At 42.1% G+C, this 17,821-nt stretch carries 17 protein-coding genes and 2 tRNA genes; 2 read left to right on the top strand and 17 right to left on the bottom strand.

Annotated features, from left to right (window positions below):
- Positions 1 to 235: 235 nt before the first annotated feature.
- Positions 236 to 1,726 (bottom strand): glutamate/gamma-aminobutyrate family transporter YjeM, encoded by a 1,491-nt coding sequence (gene yjeM, locus FC30_RS00165; protein WP_010688622.1) that lies wholly within the window; start codon positions 1,724 to 1,726, stop codon positions 236 to 238.
- Positions 1,727 to 1,934: 208 nt separating this feature from the next.
- Here yjeM and FC30_RS00170 point away from each other — a divergent pair.
- Positions 1,935 to 2,007 (top strand) — tRNA-Gln (locus FC30_RS00170).
- A gap of 134 nt (positions 2,008 to 2,141) precedes the next feature.
- Here FC30_RS00170 and FC30_RS00175 read toward each other — a convergent pair.
- The 4 genes from FC30_RS00175 to FC30_RS00190 all read right to left on the bottom strand — a co-directional run bounded on the left by FC30_RS00175 (position 2,142) and on the right by FC30_RS00190 (position 4,065).
- On the bottom strand, positions 2,142 to 2,471 hold the full coding sequence (locus FC30_RS00175; RefSeq protein ID WP_010688621.1) for a thioredoxin domain-containing protein: 330 nt from the start codon (positions 2,469 to 2,471) through the stop codon (positions 2,142 to 2,144).
- Positions 2,472 to 2,633: 162 nt separating this feature from the next.
- Positions 2,634 to 2,706: transfer RNA gene (locus tag FC30_RS00180), tRNA-Glu, on the bottom strand.
- A 221-nt stretch (positions 2,707 to 2,927) separates the two neighbouring features.
- Positions 2,928 to 3,461, bottom strand: a complete 534-nt coding sequence (locus tag FC30_RS00185; protein WP_010688619.1) for a metallophosphoesterase family protein — start codon at positions 3,459 to 3,461, stop codon at positions 2,928 to 2,930.
- A 1-nt stretch (position 3,462) separates the two neighbouring features.
- The gene (locus FC30_RS00190) at positions 3,463 to 4,065 is read right to left on the bottom strand and encodes an XTP/dITP diphosphatase (protein ID WP_010688618.1); all 603 of its coding nucleotides are present in this window, start codon (positions 4,063 to 4,065) and stop codon (positions 3,463 to 3,465) included.
- A gap of 134 nt (positions 4,066 to 4,199) precedes the next feature.
- Here FC30_RS00190 and FC30_RS00195 point away from each other — a divergent pair, with 134 nt between their 5' ends.
- Positions 4,200 to 4,685 (top strand): YslB family protein, encoded by a 486-nt coding sequence (locus FC30_RS00195; RefSeq protein WP_010688615.1) that lies wholly within the window; start codon positions 4,200 to 4,202, stop codon positions 4,683 to 4,685.
- 67 nt (positions 4,686 to 4,752) lie between these two features.
- Here the strand turns inward: FC30_RS00195 and trxA are convergent, their stop codons facing one another.
- The 12 genes from trxA to zwf all read right to left on the bottom strand — a co-directional run bounded on the left by trxA (position 4,753) and on the right by zwf (position 17,647).
- Entirely contained in the window at positions 4,753 to 5,064 is a 312-nt protein-coding gene (gene trxA, locus FC30_RS00200; protein WP_010688614.1) for a thioredoxin, read from the bottom strand.
- Positions 5,065 to 5,143: 79 nt separating this feature from the next.
- Positions 5,144 to 7,504, bottom strand: coding sequence for an endonuclease MutS2 (locus FC30_RS00205; protein ID WP_010688613.1), 2,361 nt, complete (start codon positions 7,502 to 7,504; stop codon positions 5,144 to 5,146).
- Complete coding sequence (locus tag FC30_RS00210; protein WP_010688612.1) at positions 7,494 to 8,012, bottom strand: CvpA family protein; 519 nt, start codon at positions 8,010 to 8,012, stop codon at positions 7,494 to 7,496. The genes FC30_RS00205 and FC30_RS00210 overlap by 11 nt, the downstream gene beginning before the upstream one ends.
- A 7-nt stretch (positions 8,013 to 8,019) precedes the next feature.
- Entirely contained in the window at positions 8,020 to 8,271 is a 252-nt protein-coding gene (zapA, locus tag FC30_RS00215; RefSeq protein ID WP_005920434.1) for a cell division protein ZapA, read from the bottom strand.
- A 270-nt stretch (positions 8,272 to 8,541) separates the two neighbouring features.
- Positions 8,542 to 8,832, bottom strand: a complete 291-nt coding sequence (locus FC30_RS00220) for a DUF1292 domain-containing protein (protein ID WP_005920432.1) — start codon at positions 8,830 to 8,832, stop codon at positions 8,542 to 8,544.
- A gap of 19 nt (positions 8,833 to 8,851) precedes the next feature.
- Entirely contained in the window at positions 8,852 to 9,292 is a 441-nt protein-coding gene (gene ruvX / locus FC30_RS00225) for a Holliday junction resolvase RuvX (RefSeq protein WP_010688609.1), read from the bottom strand.
- A complete protein-coding gene (locus tag FC30_RS00230; protein ID WP_010688607.1) occupies positions 9,292 to 9,555 on the bottom strand; it encodes an IreB family regulatory phosphoprotein in 264 nt (87 codons plus the stop codon). Before FC30_RS00230 ends, ruvX begins: the two co-directional genes overlap by 1 nt.
- Positions 9,556 to 9,729: 174 nt before the next feature.
- The gene (gene alaS, locus FC30_RS00235) at positions 9,730 to 12,375 is read right to left on the bottom strand and encodes an alanine--tRNA ligase (RefSeq protein WP_056938446.1); all 2,646 of its coding nucleotides are present in this window, start codon (positions 12,373 to 12,375) and stop codon (positions 9,730 to 9,732) included.
- 273 nt (positions 12,376 to 12,648) lie between these two features.
- Positions 12,649 to 13,980: a DEAD/DEAH box helicase gene (locus FC30_RS00240; RefSeq protein WP_010688604.1), complete on the bottom strand. Its 1,332-nt coding sequence runs from the start codon at positions 13,978 to 13,980 to the stop codon at positions 12,649 to 12,651.
- Between the two features lie 14 nt (positions 13,981 to 13,994).
- On the bottom strand, positions 13,995 to 14,945 hold the full coding sequence (locus FC30_RS00245) for a DHH family phosphoesterase (RefSeq protein WP_010688603.1): 951 nt from the start codon (positions 14,943 to 14,945) through the stop codon (positions 13,995 to 13,997).
- Between the two features lie 66 nt (positions 14,946 to 15,011).
- Positions 15,012 to 16,094 (bottom strand): DNA polymerase IV, encoded by a 1,083-nt coding sequence (gene dinB / locus FC30_RS00250; RefSeq protein ID WP_010688602.1) that lies wholly within the window; start codon positions 16,092 to 16,094, stop codon positions 15,012 to 15,014.
- A 74-nt stretch (positions 16,095 to 16,168) separates the two neighbouring features.
- Complete coding sequence (gene zwf / locus FC30_RS00255) at positions 16,169 to 17,647, bottom strand: glucose-6-phosphate dehydrogenase (protein ID WP_029507295.1); 1,479 nt, start codon at positions 17,645 to 17,647, stop codon at positions 16,169 to 16,171.
- Positions 17,648 to 17,821 lie beyond the last annotated feature (174 nt).

Below are 17,821 nucleotides of genomic sequence, written 5' to 3' on the forward strand. Positions count from 1 at the left end.
ATTTGCAAAGTTCTGACTGTAACACCTAAACGTTCAGCCATTTCTTTCGGTTTTAATATTGTCATAATAACCACCCACATTTTTACTTCTTTCCATGATTTGTTATAACACATTTTTCTATATTATTCTATGTTTTTGGTAATAGTTAACCACTCCAGTACTTGATTTTTCCTGATTATAGCACTTAAAAAGTACGAATATGTAAACTTTTGCCTACACATTCGTACTTTAACAACTATTTATTGAGTTTTCCCTTAGCTACTGCTTGATGATAAAAGATCCAAGCAATCACGCCAAAGAAGACCGGTCCAATGATCGTCCAAAAGGCAGTATCATACTCGTGTTGTAAAATAGGTTCAACACAAGTGAAGATTATCCCACCTACAAGGACGAGCAAAACAATGATCGTGATGATCCAGGTCCATTTACGACTCTTGAAAAATTCAAATGGGCGCTCGATATCTGTTCTTTGCTTGAAGAACGGAAACGCACCAACTAAAAAGAGATATGGACAACTCGTTGAAACATTAGCCATGTCCGTCAAGATCGTATAGAACTTTTGAGCAGCCGAGCCTCCAAAAGCAACTAAAAAGATAAAGATACAAACGATCGACGCCTGAAGCCACATTGAAAAGGCTGGCATTCCCGCTTTGTTTAAGTTTGTCATTTTTTTAGGCCAAAGCTTAGGGTCAGAACCTAAAATAAATGACTTGATCGGCGAATAGACTAAGATGAAAAAGGCCCCGACATAACCGATAAACATTCCCAAACCAGCAAAACGTGTCATCAAGACGCCGAGAAATTGGCTCGTTTGTGCGGTTAAGCCCAACGCTTGACCTAAAACGACCCCTAAATTATTCATCAAAACATATGTAATATTTCCCAGGTTAGCTTCATTTTTTCCAATGACTTCTTGCCAATTAGTACTGATCCCCCACATAAAGATCATCAACGAATAACTAAGAGCGATCACTAAAGTCGAGATCAAAACAGCTCGCGGAAAAGTCTTTTCCGGTTTTTCAACGTCATCCATGACGCCCCCGAGCGATTCCATCCCAGCATAAGCAAAGATCGCATAGACCACAAAGGATAGCAAAGCGACCAGCGTACTAAAATCTGGATTAGGTGAAGTTGTAAAACTGCTCCAGCCTGTGATCGGCTGCTTTAAAGCCCCATGATCAGCGATCCAGATCACAATACTAGCTACGCAAAAGATCACATTCAAAGCGATCGTGAATATCCCACCGATCGAGCCAACTTTAGCCACAAAATCCATCCCACGAGTACTGAAGAATGTGACCCCCAAGATCCAAATGATCGCTAATAACCCGATCGTCTGCGTTGCGCCTAGACCTAAAAAATTCCAGCTTTGGGTGGTATCTTTACCGAAAAGCAAAGCCGATAACGGGATCCAGACCTTATTTGACGTCGAGACTAGCCAGATCACCCACGAGGCTAACCAGATAAAGGTCCCGATAAAAGCGATCTTTTCTCCAACTGAGCCCGCTAGCCAAGAATAGATCCCACCTTTTGCTTCTTTAAAGGCAGCACCATACTCGGCTAACATCAAAGCACTGGGAAGAAAGAAAAAGATCGCCGCTAAGATATACCACATGATACTCCCATATCCCATCTGTTCATAGGCGACGGTCGAATTCGCAAATCCAAAGATCGTTGAAAAGATCATCATTACCAAACCAAAAAGTTTGATTTTCTTTTTATTCACATTAAACCCTTCTTCTTATACATAATTATTAATATTTATTCATTATACACCTTTTAGTAACAACATAAAAGTGTATATCAAAATATTTTTAACGATTATCTATGCAAAAAGAGTTATGTTCTGATCTACTAGTGCAACAAAATAATTCTATTTATAAGTATTGACAAAGCTACGCGACAGGCATAAACTGTAATAGTTGAGTTTTTATTGGGCATTCGCCAAATCGGTAAGGCAGTGGACTCTGAATCCATAATTTACAGGTTCGAACCCTGTATGCCCAACTACTTAAAAAGATCACTCGAATTTTTGACAAATTTGAGTGATCTTTTTGTATAATCTTACATATGCACCTCAGCTACTCGGATCCACAAAAAAAGCTTGGGCGTTCCTGCACCCAAGCTCTCCGTCTTATATCCTACCCACGTTTGACCGTATGTTTATGCTTATAACGGTCTTCTTCCTTAACGTAACGGTGGGCATGCTTTTTCAAGTACTGTAATAATTTAGCCTCGTTGGCAAATTCACGTGGATGTTGTTGGCCGTGCAACCTTAAAGTGATCTTATTGATCTTGTCACGTCCTGTCCAGGTATAGCTATGTTCAACGATAAAACGGTTCAAAAACTTACCGTCTTTTTTGCCAAACTTCAGTACATATACTCTCTCAGGCACCATCAACGGATTAACGTGCTCTTTTTCATACTCGACACCGTGTGCACGTAGAAAATTTTTCGTTTTTCTAAGCATGTTTCTCCTCCTAACTTGATAGTAATCCTTTTACTCACTTCATCTATTATAGCACCTTTAAACTTATTTTTTGATAACAATTTGTTAACATTAACAAATTTAAAAGAATTATTCAATAACTTTATAAAAAAAGCCGCTGGCTAAACCAACAGCTCTGATTTATCACCCGTACGGGGATCGAACCCGTAACTCCGCCTTGAGAGGGCGACGTCTTAACCAATTTGACCAACGGGCAATGACTACTCTTAATAGTATACTCTCTTTTTAAATAACGTCAACTATTTATCCAAATTTTTTAACGCAAAAAAGCAATAGCCTAAAAAGAGCAGTCCCGTCCAAATAACACAGAGGACAAAAACTAGATCTAGCCAGGCAAAAGCAAGGTAAAATCTAGTCGCAAACACTAACAATGTGATAACACACCAAATAACTAACTTACGTTTGAGATATGCACTCTCATTTGGCATTAAATGTCACTTGCAATTCCGGGACCGCATTTAACTTACGGTCATAGTATTGGACCTCGATCCGCTTACCATTTTCACTAGTGAAAGTCTCAACTATCGCAAATGTGCCACCGAGCGCAGTGAATTTCCCACGTGGATAGCTGATACTGCCCGGATTCAAAATGAATTTACCATTGATCACTTCGACTCCTAATTGATGGGTATGCCCAAAGAAAGCCATATTGGCACCTAACTCTTCCATTTTAGCTTGCAAACCACCCAAGCCAAAGCCTACACCGAGCAAATGCCCGTGAACTAACAAGATCTTGTCTTGACCACGATCAAAAAATTGTTCATCTTGTAACTCCAGATCATAGTCACAGTTACCACGAACGACTTTAAAATGTTTGAAAACTTCATCTATTGCGGGCAACTCTGAATCACCACAATGTAACATCAGATCAACTTTCCCCGCATAAGTCGTGATCAATTTTTGCAAGATCGCCTTATCACCGTGACTATCACTAACAACTAAATATTTCATTTTATCGTACCTCGTTTAGCCAGGCGTCAAAACGCTCCATCAAAGCTTTGACTGCTCGACCACGGTGACTGACACTGTTCTTTTCTTCCATTGACAATTGGGCAAAGGAGCGCTCAAATGGTGGATAATAAAACAGTGGATCATAACCAAATCCGCCTTGGCCGCGTTGTTCTTCTAGGATCATACCGTTGACCTCACCTTCAACTGTCAACTGTTTGCCAGCCGGACTAGCAACGACGATCGCACAATGAAAATGAGCTGTTCGTTTATCTGGGGCAACACCAGCTAATTCAGCTAACAATTTTTGCTTATTGGCCTCATCATCGTGATCACCAGCATAACGCGCTGAATAGATCCCTGGCGCTCCATCCAACTGATCGACCATGAGACCTGAATCGTCTGCTAAAGCGATCACTTGGTACTTTTCAGCTAAGGCTGTCGCTTTGATAGCCGCATTTTGCGCAAATGTTTCACCATCTTCAACGATCTCGATCGGATCATTTAGGTCATTTAACGTCACAATTTCAAAGCCCTTTGGTTCAAATAGTTTACGATACTCTTTAGCCTTACCTTCATTTTTGGTCGCTATTAAAATCTTATCCATGAACATCACCTCACTACAATTATGCACTAAATCACACCTCGATTTCAAACTAACTACTAGCCCTCGAGTTTAAAAATCATTAGTAACACGGTATAATTAGAGTAATAACTATTATTAAGGATGTGTCTTTTTTAATGCAAGATAATTTTTATGAACTGGCAAGTTCGCAAAATCAGCTCAGCGCGACCTTGATCCGCGATGCCTTGATCCCCGATATCCTAGGTAAGGATAACAATATTCTCTATTGGGCAGGTAGACGTTTGGCTCGCCTCTTTCCTTTAGCTAAGGATGAAGAGTTACCGATCTTCTTTGAACAGGCAAATTGGGGGCACTTAAAGCGCGTCAAAGCCAAAAAAGAACAACAATACTTTGAATTGACCGGTCAGATCGTTGAGACACGACAAAAACTGAACTCAGCTTGTGAATTTTTGATCGAAGCGGGATTTTTAGCCGAAACGATCCAAAATCAACTCGGTTTCATTACCGAAGCGATCATTGATAAAAAGACACATGATACTGTAACGCTCTTAGTCCAAGTCGACACTAAAGATCCCCTTGATCTCGACTTTATCGAAGAACAAAAACCGCTTAACATCTTGACTGAACCAGAAGCAAAATAAAATAGTCTAACAAATAACGCGGGAGCTACCACGATGCAAAACATCATGGTGGCTCCCGCGTTGTATCTTAAAGATATTGTTCTAATTTTGCTTTGAGTGCGCCTTTATCATGGTAACCGATCAAAGTATCGACCACTTGACCATCTTTTTGGATCAATAAGGTCGGGATACTCATTACACCATATTTAGCAGCTGTAGCTTGGTTCTTATCAACATCAACTTTACCGATCTTAACTTGGCCTGCCATCTCTTCGGCAAGCTTTTCAACTACAGGTGCTTGCATCCGACAAGGGCCACACCATGTTGCCCAAAAATCAGTCAAAGTCACACCATTTGCAGTTTCTTGTGCAAAATCTTCATCTGTCCATTCTTTTACCATAAGCTGTTCCCTCACTTTTCATTTCGTATTTATTCAGTAAGAATATATCACATCTAAACAAAAAAGCAACTTATTTGTTTTAGCGGAAATAAACGACCGTTGCCCCATTGCCGCCATTATTTGGCGCTGCAAAATTAAAGCTTTTGACAGCGCGATTAGATTGCAGATACTGAGTGATCCCTTGGCGCAAGGCCCCGGTCCCTTTACCATGCACGATCGTCACTGACGGATATCCCGCCAAGATAGCAGCGTCAATATAGCGATCTACCTCAGTCATTGCTTCTTCATAGCGTTTGCCCCGAAGATCAAGTTGCGGTGAAACATGGCTCGTTGACGCTGAGCGCAAGACAGTCCCAGCACGTTTGACTTTCTTTGGTTCAACATTGACCTTTTCAAGATCAGCTTCATCGATCTTTATCTTCAAGATCCCTAACTGCACTTCCCAAACATGCTCCCCGACTTTTTGCACCAAGACCCCACGTTGGCCATAAGAGGTCACCATCACATCATCATTTGGCTTGAAAGCTTGTTTGCGCTTAGCACGTTTCAAGACTTTATTTTTCTTCAAAGCTCGTTTTTGCTCAAGCGCATTTAACTGCGCTTTGGCATCGATCAATTCATTTTCCTTGATCTCAGTCGCCGCATTTTGTTTCAAGGCACGTAATTCACCGATGATCTCATCCGCTTTTTGTTTAGCTTGTTCGACGATCTCGTTAGCTTTTTGCTTAGCTTGATCTTGCATTTGCTCTCGCTCATTGACAAAACGTTCATAGGCCGTTGCCAAATCGTGGTGCAATTTTTGTGCCTCATCAAGGTTAGCTTGTAAACTGATCGCCTCTTCTTCTGCTTGACGTCGTTTTGCGACCAGATCAGCGATCATATTATTGAGATCTTGGCTGTCTTTAGCGACTAAATTCCGCGCAGCTGCGACGATCGTTTGGGATAGACCCAAGCGCTCAGAAATATTGAACGCATTACTTTGGCCCGGGATCCCGATCAGTAACCGATATGTCGGCCGTAATGTTTCTTCGTTGAATTCCATCGAAGCGTTGATCGTTTGGGTCCGCTCAAAGCCATATGTCTTGAGTTCGGGATAGTGCGTCGTTGCCAAAACGTAAGCCCCACTGGCCCCGATAGCGTCTAAGATCGCGATCGCAAGCGCAGCCCCTTCTTGCGGATCAGTTCCAGCCCCCAACTCATCGAATAAAACAAGGGAGTCTTGATCGACATGCTCTAAAATATTGACGATATTTGTCATATGAGAGGAGAACGTACTTAAACTTTGCTCGATCGATTGTTCATCCCCGATATCAGCAAAAATATCCTTAAAGACTCCGATCCGACTATTTTCAAAAGCCGGGATAAATAGCCCTGATTGGCCCATCATTTGCACTAACCCCAAAGTCTTTAACGTGATCGTCTTCCCACCTGTATTAGGTCCGGTGATCACCATTGCTTGATAATCTTTTCCTAGGATAATATCGTTTTTGACCGCTTTATCCATCTCTAGAAGCGGATGCCAAACTTGGCGCAGGTAAATATCTTTTTGTTCTGACAATAAAGGTTGCGTTGCTTTGAGCTCTTTAGCATATTTGGCTTTAGCATTGATAAAATCAAATTCACCTAAGATCTTAGCATCGTGGGCTAATTCAGCCGTATAAGGCATCGTCTCTTCCGATAGTTCGCGCAAGATCCGCAAGATCTCCTCTTTTTCAGCCACTTGCTCTTGCTTGAGGCGATTATTCAATTCTACGATCTCACGTGGTTCGATAAAGTAGGTCTGCCCCGAAGAACTTTGGTCGTGAACGATCCCACCAAATTTGCCCTTATGCTCAGCTCGCACAGGGATAACATAGCGGTCATTTCTGATCGTCACATTGGCTCCGCTTAGATACTTGGCATTATTACCACGGGTCAGTGCCACTAAACGGTTTCTGATCGTGGCTTCAGTCGTTGAGATCTGACGGCGCAATGAGCGTAAGAGGCTAGAGGCGTCATCGGTCACATAGCCATCAGCTTCCAACGATACTTGCAGTCGCTTAGCTAATTGCGGTAGCGTCTCGAGTTGTTCTTCGAGTTCATATAGATAGTTCAATTCAACTTTTTCATCGGCTAGAGCCATAAAAAAGCGATGCACTTCGTTAGCTGAGCGCAATACCTGACTGATCTCAGCTAATTCCTTGCCATTTAGCGTTGCTCCGATCTCTAAGCGCTTGAGATGATCGGTGATCAACGTTAACTGTGGGACTGGTACCCCACCTTTTAAGCGCAAAATATCTGCGCCATCTTTTGTTTGTAAGAGCTTCACCTGGATCTCATCAAGATCGGTGCTGGGTCTTAAGCGTTTGACTTGCCGCTTACCCATTTCAGTTGTCGCATGTTGGAACAACTTTTGTTTGATCTTGTCGTATTCGAGGATCGCTAAACTTTTACGATTCATTTCCATCCCCCTGTGGTTCAAGTAACCAGTTATCTAATACTTGTTGTGAGATGACTGGTGTCTTTTTTAGCATAAACTGTGCTACGCTAGATTCGGCAATAAATGGCTTTGGTTGCACACCAGGCCAAGTATCCACTAGTAGCAACAAAAAGAAGATCACCCCATACATCATTGCCAACGAAAAAAGCCCACCTAATAGACGGTCAGCTTGGGAAATGATCGGTATCTTCTTAGCTGTTTGGCGTACTGCATTTGTAATGAGCCGTAGTCCTAGGCCACCGATGAGCGCGATCATCCAAAAGGCCAGCATCTGGTAGAAGATCCGATTCACTCCTGTCGTTGCAAATATACTACTTAACTTTTGTCCCAAACTAGGCGCAAAGTAAAGCCCCAGACCTGCGACCACTACAAAGCCAACTAGCTTGATAAAGATCGCTGCTAGTCCTTTATGCGTTCCATGACGAAAAGCTGCTACTAGTACGATCAAAATACCTATTGTTAAAATCATTTTTTCTCTATTCTTTTGGTTCTGTTTGCTTTAATTTCAGCAATTCTTCTTGTTTATATAATTGATCTGAGACTGCATTGATCGCTAATAGGATCGCTGCTTTTTCATTATTCAATGACGGCATCAATTCCTTGATCTCCGCCAATTGTTCTTCCACGATCTTGACAACAGCTGCCATATGATCTGGTTCAGCTTTACCAATGATCGTATAAACTTCATTTGCAATCTTAACTTTAAAACGTCGCTTATTTTCAGGCATTCTCAAAAAAGCCCCCTAATTAAAAATTAACATACTATATTTTAGCATAATATCTAAGTGTGGAGAAAATCGTTTTGAGCCGTACGGATAGCCTAAATCAAACGATGATGTGTTTTTTGCATTATTGCTTGACTGTAGCTATACGCTAGGCTTAGATTTTTGCAACACGTCAATATCTACGTGTGGAGAAATGCGGATCGCACCGTACACCACTTACAGAAAAAGGCCCTCAATATCCAAAAGATATCCAGGGCCTGTAAGCGAAAAGAATTATTGGAGATTTTCGTCATTCAAGAAAGTATCTAAGACACCTTCGACCATATCCCATTCTTCATCACTTTCGATATCGTAAAGTTCAGCATCCTTAGCTTGACCATCTTCGTCAGGGTTAAAGGAGAAGGCTAAAACATCAACTTGTTCTTCAGGTTCTGAACCGGCTGGGATCAACAAGATATAAGCCTTGCCGTAATCTTCTGATTCAAATGTGAATAAAATTTCGTATAAAGTTTCGTTGCCATCTGCGTCAACTAATGTGATCATCTTTTCTTCTTGTTCACTCATTATCAATACCTGCTCTTTCTTATAATTCTGAGAGTAACTTGCCTTTGCTATCAAGATAGTTTTGCAAGATCAAGCCCGCAGCTAGTTTATCGATAACTTGCTTGCGCTTCTTGCGTGAAGTATCAGCTTGTTCAACTAGCATACGTTCTGCTTCGACCGTTGTCAATCGCTCATCACAAAAATCAACGGGTAAAGCAAATCTTTCTTCTAAAAGTTTACCATAATTTTTAGAAGCTTCTGCTCGAGGTCCTAAAGTATTGTTCATATTCTTAGGCAATCCGAGAACAAAACCCTTAACATCATATTCTAAGACCAATTCAGCGATCCGGTCGATCCCAAACTGTTCTTCATCTTCATTGATCCTAACGATCTCAACACCTTGAGCTGTCCAGCCCAATTCGTCGCTGACTGCTACTCCGACGGTTCTTGAACCTACGTCTAGCCCCATCAATCGCGCCATTAATTTTCTTCCTCCTTGTTGAGATATGAACGAACCAACTCTTCGATTATCTCATCACGTTCATGTCTTCTGATCAGGTTGCGCGCATCGTTTAACCGCGGAATATAGGCTGGGTCCCCTGATAATAGATAGCCTACTATTTGGTTGATCGGATTATAGCCTTTTTCTTCCAAAGCCGCATAAACGGTTTCCAGCGTCTCGCGCACATCCTTTTTATCGCCGTCATCAAAGTTAAAATACATTGTTTTATCCAACGAACTCATCTCAAAACACCTCCGTGATCTTGTCTACTAGTTCTATTTTACTAAACAAATGCTTACGCTACAATGAATATCTCTCAATTTGTATATTACAAAAAGATTATGTTTGTAAACTAAACGTCATGCTAACGAATAAAAGACCTTAGAAATCACCTTCTAAGATCTTTTAACGCTAAATTATTTATCAGCCAACCAAGTCTTGGCTTTAGCTAAAGCTTCACCGATACCAGCTGGGTTCTTACCACCAGCTTGGGCTAAGTTAGAGCGACCACCACCGCCACCACCAACAAGTGGAGCGATGCCTTTGATCAAGTCCCCTGCTTTGATGCCTGCTTTGATGCCGGCATCGGAAACACCCACGATCAAGTTGACCTTATCCTTAGCTGGTGCTGTCGCTAAGACTAACACTTCGGATAGATCTTTTTCTTTCCATTGATCAGCTAATTGACGCAATTGATCCATTCCAGAAACGTTGACTTTAGCCGCGATCAACGTATGACCGTTGACTTCATTAACATCTTTGAAGATATCTTGTGCTTGTTGACTTGCAAACTTAGCTTCAAGTGCTTGTTTTTGTTGTTCTAACTCTTTGATCTGTGCTTGTAAAGCTTCGACCTTACGTGGCACTTCTTTTAATTGTACGACTTTCATTTCAGCAGCTGTTTCTTGCAATAAATTATTACGTTGTTCTAAGAATTCAAAAGCTTCCTTAGAAGTTACCGCTTCAATCCGTCGAACCCCAGCACCAACACCGGATTCAGAAACGATCTTGAAGAGACCAATTTCGTTAGTATTGTCAACGTGATTACCACCACAGAATTCCATGGAGTAGTCGCCGGCTTTAACAACACGCACGGTATCGCCATATTTATCGCCAAACAATGCGATCGCACCCATCTTTTGAGCAGATTCAAGGTCCGTGACCACTGTTTCGACTGGTAAATTAGCCCAGATCTTAGCATTAACGATATCTTCAACTTGTTGCAATTGTTCAGCTGTAACTGCGCCAAGGTTCGTGAAGTCAAAGCGCAAGTAAGTTGGTTCCACCAATGAACCAGCTTGATGTGTGTGTTCGCCTAAAACATCACGCAAGGCTTGGTCTAACAAGTGAGTTGCTGTATGGTTCTTTTTGACCTTATTATGGAATTCACGGTTTACTTCTAAGCGGTAAGTCATGCCCTTAACCAATTTTTGGCGTAATTTCAAGGTATGCATGTTTTGGCCATTTGGTGCATGTTGCACGTCCATCACTTCAGCTACCACATTGCCGTCTTCATCTTTGACGAGACCTTTATCGGCTACCTGGCCCCCCATTTCAGCATAAAATGGTGTCTTGTCAAAGATAACTTGCACCGTCGTATCAGCTTGTGCTTCATTTACCAAAGCATCATCTAAAATGATATCTTCAACAGTCCCTAAAGCATTTAATTCGCTATAACCGACATATTGACTTGGGGTCGTGATATCAGTCAATAAGCCATTTTGAACGCCCATGGATTTAGCCCCAGAACGCGCATTTCGCGCACGTTCACGTTGTTTTTCCATTTCAGTATCAAAACCAGCTTTATCCACACCTAGACCATTATCACTTGCATATTCAAGTGTCAATTCATATGGGAAACCGTAAGTATCGTAAAGCTTGAAGACACCTGCTCCAGAAAGTTCAGTTTGACCAGCAGCTTTAGTTTGTTCGATCAAGTCATCCAATAAAGCGACCCCATCTTTTAGGGTCTCATTGAAACGATCTTCTTCCATGCGGATGACTTTTTGAATGTAGTCAGCTTGTTCCAAAACTTCTGGATAAGCGGCTTCCATGATCTGACCCACGATCGGCACTAATTTATACAAGAATGCTTGGTCGATCCCAAGTTTTTGACCATGCATAACAGCTCGCCGGATCAAACGGCGGATAACATAGCCACGTCCTTCGTTTGAAGGTAAAGCACCGTCGCCGATCGCAAAAGTCACAGCCCGTGCATGATCAGCGATGACCTTAAATGAGATATCTTTTTCAGGGTCTTGACCATAATGATACTTACCACTTAACTTTTCAGTTTCCTTGATAAGTGGCATGAAAAGATCAGTCTCAAAGTTTGTCTTAGCGTTTTGGAAAACAGAAACGACACGTTCTAAGCCCATGCCCGTATCAATGTTTTTATGTGGTAGTTCTTCGTAAGTGCCGTCTGGCTTGTGGTTGAATTGAGAGAACACGATATTCCAGATCTCAAGGTAACGTTCATTTTCGCCCCCTGGATAGTTTTGTAGATCATCTTCAGCCACGTTGTTCATCGCTTGGCCACGGTCATAGAAGATCTCAGAGTCGGGACCAGATGGACCTTCCCCGATATCCCAGAAGTTGTCTTCGTCTTCGTAGATATGATCTTCTTTGACACCAGCTTCAAGCCAGATCTTCTTAGCATCAGTATCTTTTGGATAAACTGTGATGTAAAGTTTTTCGGGATCCAAAGCAAACCATTCCTCACTCGTCAACAATTCCCAGGCCCAATTGATCGCTTCTTTTTTGAAGTAATCACCGATCGAGAAGTTACCTAACATTTCAAATAACGTATGGTGGCGCGCAGTCCGCCCAACATTTTCGATATCGTTAGTTCTGATCGATTTTTGAGAACTCGTCATGCGGTGGTTCTTAGGCACAACAGAACCATCAAAATATTTTTTCATCGTAGCGACCCCAGAGTTGATCCAAAGTAAAGTTGGGTCATCTTGAGGAACTAAAGGTGCACTTTTCATGATATCGTGACCTTTTTGTGCAAAGAAATCTAAATACATTTGCCGGATTTGGGCACTTGATAATTCTTTCATCTTTGATCCTTTCTGGGCTGAAGGCAAAAAAACACCGCTGCTAGCAAGGACGCCTTAGCGCGGTACCACCTTGCTTGCAACGATGTTAGTCGTAACCTCTCAGCTGCTCAAATACGTGAGCACGTTATTTTCATGTAATAATATTAGTTTCAGGGAGCACCAATCAGTTTTTGCAAGTCCTTTCACCCACCGGACCCTCGCTTTAGCAAAATAGCTGACTGACATATCCTGAGTCAATGCAAAGTATAGGCAAAAATCACCCTTTTGTCAAGCTTACGAACGTTGATTTTTACGTTCTTGTCGGCGTGCGATCTTGCGTTTTTTTTGAGCATCACGTTTTAACGCCCACTTGATCTTATTCTTGTAGCCTGGTTTGCGCTTCTTCTTAGCCTTTTTGACCATCCCGATCATCTTAGGATCAAGACTTTCTTGTCTCGTCCGGCGTTTTTGGCGCCGATTGCGATCATACGAATCCACGATCTCACCATTTTTGAGCGCTTTAGGGACAAAAGTGACTCCCATCTTTTCTAATTCTTCGATCTGAGCTTCTTCACTTGGGACATACAATGTGATCGCTATGCCCTTAAGGTTGTTACGCCCAGTCCGACCAACACGGTGTACGAAAAATTCAAGGTCTTCTGGTAGATCGTCATTGATCACATGCGAGACCCCCTCGATATCGATCCCACGAGCTGCGAGATCAGTTGCAACGACATATTGATATTCGAGATTTTGGATCTCACGCATCAAACGTTTGCGTTCCCGTGGTTGGATACCCCCGTGGATCTTAGCGACTTTTAGACCTTGATGACGCAAATAAGTCGTCAATTCGTCAGTCCGTTCTTTGGTGTTAGCAAAAACTAATGCCAAATATGGCTCACCCATCGTCAACAATTGATAGATCAATTGCTTTTTATCGCGTCCTTTAGTCGAAAGTAACCAGTTATCGATCGTCGGACTGATAACTGTTTTATTTTCCACCACTTCAACCACGGGATCATTCATATATTTTTGTAAGAATGGTTTTAATTTTTGGGGGATCGTTGCTGAAAAGACCAACATTTGGAGATCTTTTGGCAAAGCTGACGCGATCGCATAGGTCTCTTTTAAGAAACCTAAGTCTAACGTCATATCAGCTTCATCAACGACTAAATAATGCGCATTATGCACATCTAAAGCATTTGAACGCATCAGATCCAAGATCCGTCCCGGTGTCCCGATCACGATCTGTGGTTGGTGATGCTTTAATTTTTCGATCTGGCGTAATTTATCAGTCCCACCGACATAGTTTTGGACTAAGATCTCAGTTTCGGAATGCTTAGCTAGTTGCTTAGCCGCACCATAGATCTGATAGGCTAATTCCCGACTCGGAGTCGTAATAACAGCTTGGACTGCATGGACAGCTGGATCGATCGCATTAAAGATCGGTAGCAAGAAAGTATGAGTCTTACCACTCCCCGTTTGCGATTGTCCGACAACACTTTTGCCCTTTTTGATCACCGGGATCAAGCGTTTTTGCACTTCAGTCGGTGCTTGAAATCCGATCTCGGTCAACGCTTCATTTAAGAAGGGTTTTAAGTTAAAATCTTTAAATGTCTTATTCATAATATCCTCAATTTCTATTTTTCTGCGCTTGCAGCAATCTTATCTAATTTAGCAAGATAAGTTGGCAGCTCATCTAGGCTCCTCAGAATTGCTCCGCTGGCTAGGGGATGACCGCCACCTTCATATTCCTTAGCTAATTCGTTGATCACAGGCCCCTTGGAGCGGATCCGTAAACGATAGGTCTCGTCTTTTTGTTGCACGAGCACGGTCCAACAAATGACAGAAGAGATCTTACCCACTAATGGTACGATTGGAGCTGTGCCAGCATCCTCTAATGTGAATTGTTCCAGCGTCTCATTATCTAAAACCACGTAAGCTGCATTGTGTTCAGTGTACTTGATGTTTTCTAAAACATAGGCTGATAACCGCGCAACCTCTGGCGTCACTTCGTCTAAAGTCCGATTTACTTGACTGGCATCAAAATCATATTCCATCAATTTAGCCGCTGCCCGCATAGTAGCTGGGGTCGTGGCATTATACATGAAACGTCCCGTATCCCCAACGATCCCCGCATACAATAGACGCGCCGCTTTTGCATTTAGTTTTAATTTGCCATCTAAATTTTCTACTAAACGCGTGATGATCTCAGAACAGCTAGAAGCTGAACTATCGACCCAACAAATATCACCATAAGGGTCATCATTTGGATGATGATCGATCTTGATCAAAAACTTGCCCTTAGTATAGCGGTCATCATCGACACGCGGTTGATTAGCTGTATCAGTGACGATCACTAAAGCATCCCGATAGCATTCATCGCTGATCTCTTGGGGCGTATCGAGCCAACTTAGGCCTTTGACATTTTTACCGACTTGATAGACTGTCTTAGTCGGAAATGTTTCGCGAATAATTTCAGCTAACCCACATTGTGATCCATAGGCATCTGGATCGGGACGCTGGTGGCGATGGATAATGATCGTATCATACTGTTTGATCTGTGCTAAGATTTCTTCTTCAACCTTCATTTTTCGTTTCCTTATCTTTTTTTGTAGTTAAATACCTATAACAATGTAGTATACCACGTTATTTCCCTATTGTTCAAACAATGGTAGACTCAAGTTTTCAAATTCCAGTGGGGCTAACCCCGTCATCGTCAGGCCCAACAAGCGTAATTCTAACTCTGCCGGGGCTACTTCTTCAAATAACTGCATGGCATAATAGACGATGGTCGCGACATCATTTAAGAAATAGTCTTGCTTAGTCAAGCGTTTCGTGACCGTTTCAAATGAAGCTGTCCGCAATTTCAAAACCAAGGTCTTGCCATGCTTTTGCTTGTTATTTAATTCTTTTGCCAGACGTGTGGCTAATTGCCTAAATTCATCATTGACTTGGGCTTCACTCACTAACGGGCGAATAAATGTCCGCTCCGTCCCGATCGATTTGCGTTCCCGAACTTCGACTGGTCGTTCATCGATCCCCCGCACCTGCTGGTACAAGACCGTACCGATCTTGCCAAAATGTTTATTTAAATAGCGCTCTGATTTGGCATAGAGATCTTCACCCTTCTCGATCCCTAAAGCATGCATCTTAGGCGCAGTCTTTTTACCCACGCCACGAAATTTTTCGATCGGTAGTGGGAATAAGAAAGCTTTTACCTCCTCTGGCCTGACCACGGTCATTCCCACCGGCTTGCAAAAATCCGAAGCCAATTTTGCTAAAAATTTATTGTACGAAACGCCGATCGAACACGTCAGTTGCGTTTCATCATAGATCCTTTGCTGTAAGCGATGCGCGGTCAAGACCGCTGAGCCAAGTTTTTGTTTATCAGCCGTAATATCTAAATAAGCCTCATCAAAAGCGATCGGTTCAACTAGATCGGAAAACTCAGCAAAGATCGCATGGATCTGGCGCGATACTTTACGATATTTTTCAAAATTTGGTGTTACAAAAACTGCTTTAGGACAAAGTTTTAAGGCTTGTTGCGCATTCATCGCCGAATGGATCCCAAAAGCCCGCGCCTGATAATTGGCCGTTGCTACGACTCCATGTCCCCCGGTTTTACGCGGGTCACGGGCGATCACAACTGGTTTATCACGTAACTTAGGCTCATCGCGCATCTCGATCGAAGCATAAAAACAATCCATATCCACATGGATGATATCACGTTGTTTCATCAGTTTCCTCACATCACAAATAGGACCCAGGCTAAAACATCCCAAGGTCCCAAATATTTAATCATTCAACTTTTTTAGAAGATCCAATGGTGACCTGCTTTAGCCAATAATTCATCTGATGCTTGTGGTCCCATCGTCCCGCAGGCATAATTTGGGAAATAATCAACTGGTAGGTCTTCTTGATCCCAAGCATTTCTGATCGCATCAACGAATTTCCAAGAATATTCCAATTCGTCCCAGTGCGTAAAGTTTACCGAATTACCTTGCAACGCATTTAAGATCAAGCGTTCGTAAGCTTCAGGAACTTTAGCAACTTGTTCTTCAGTCAAGCGATAACCGATATTAGTTTGCCGTGTTGCAAATTCTTGACCGATCTTTTTGGTGTTCAAAGTAAAGTCGATCCCAGTATCGGGTTCAACATTGATCGTCACAGTATTATCGGCTAAACCTTGGCCGCCAAATAAGGAATCATCATCTTGTTTAAAGACGATATCGATCCGTGTAGCTTTCGTAGCTAATCTTTTACCTGTCCGGATATAGATCGGTACACCCGCCATATCACAGTTATCCACTTCAAGTTTACCCGCTACAAAAGTCTCAGTCATTGAATCGGGAGCGATCATACTTTCATCACGGTAAGCCACCATATCCTTACCCTCACCATATTGACCGCGGACAAAATTTTGTGCGACTTCTTCGGGTGAATAGATCTTCAACACCTCAAAAGTTTCAACTTTTCGCTTCCGGACGTCTTTAGCACAATAAGAATCCGGCCGATCCATCACAAGTAACGCAACGATCTGTAAAATATGGTTTTGGACCATATCCCGCAAAGCGCCGGCTGTATCATAATAGCCTCCACGTTCTTCGACACCTAATGATTCGCTGAGTGTCACTTGGATATTACTGATCATCTTATTGTTCCAGATCGCACTTAAAATGCTGTTGCCAAAGCGCAGCGCCATAATATTTTGGATCATTTCTTTACCTAGATAGTGGTCGATCCTGAAGGTCGCTTCTTCTGGGAAATATTTACTGATCTCATCGTTTAATTCTTTAGCACTAGCATAGTCATGCCCAAATGGTTTTTCGATGATCACACGATTATAACCTGCCGTTTTAGTTAGACCTTGTGATTTCAAATGTTCACAGATCGTCCCAAAGAAACTAGGTGACATCGCTAAATAATACAAGCGGTTGCCTTCTAAGCCGTAATCTTGGTCTAACTTATCGGCCAAAACACGTAAAGTCTCATAGTGGTCAACATCATTGACATTATGTGATTGATAGTAGAAATGGCTAGCAAATTCATCGATCTGGGTCTGGGAGTTGACCATCCCATCGATCGATGATCTAACTACATCACGGTAATAGCCGTTTGACCAAGGGCGTCTTGCTGTACCGATAACTGCAAAGTGTTTTTTTAAGTAGCCACGCTTATACAGATTAAACAAGGCAGGATACAATTTGCGTTGTGCAAGATCACCAGTCCCACCAAAAATAACAAACAATGCTTTTTGTTCTTTCTTAGCCAAGTTAAGCACCACTTTCATGATTAATTATAGTTATGTTTATTTTACTAATTCAGCTAATATTTAACAAGTAATTCAGTGCGGAGAATTACGAAAAGGAGCGTAAAAATAACGGTAATATCACTTGGAGGCACTTTTGGCCTCGAAGGGATATCATTGTTATTTTCTAGATCCTGCAATTCGCAGCCCGACATA

Origin of the sequence: Ligilactobacillus animalis KCTC 3501 = DSM 20602 (assembly GCF_001434535.1) — a bacterium.
GTDB classification, from domain to species: Bacteria; Bacillota; Bacilli; order Lactobacillales; family Lactobacillaceae; genus Ligilactobacillus; species Ligilactobacillus animalis.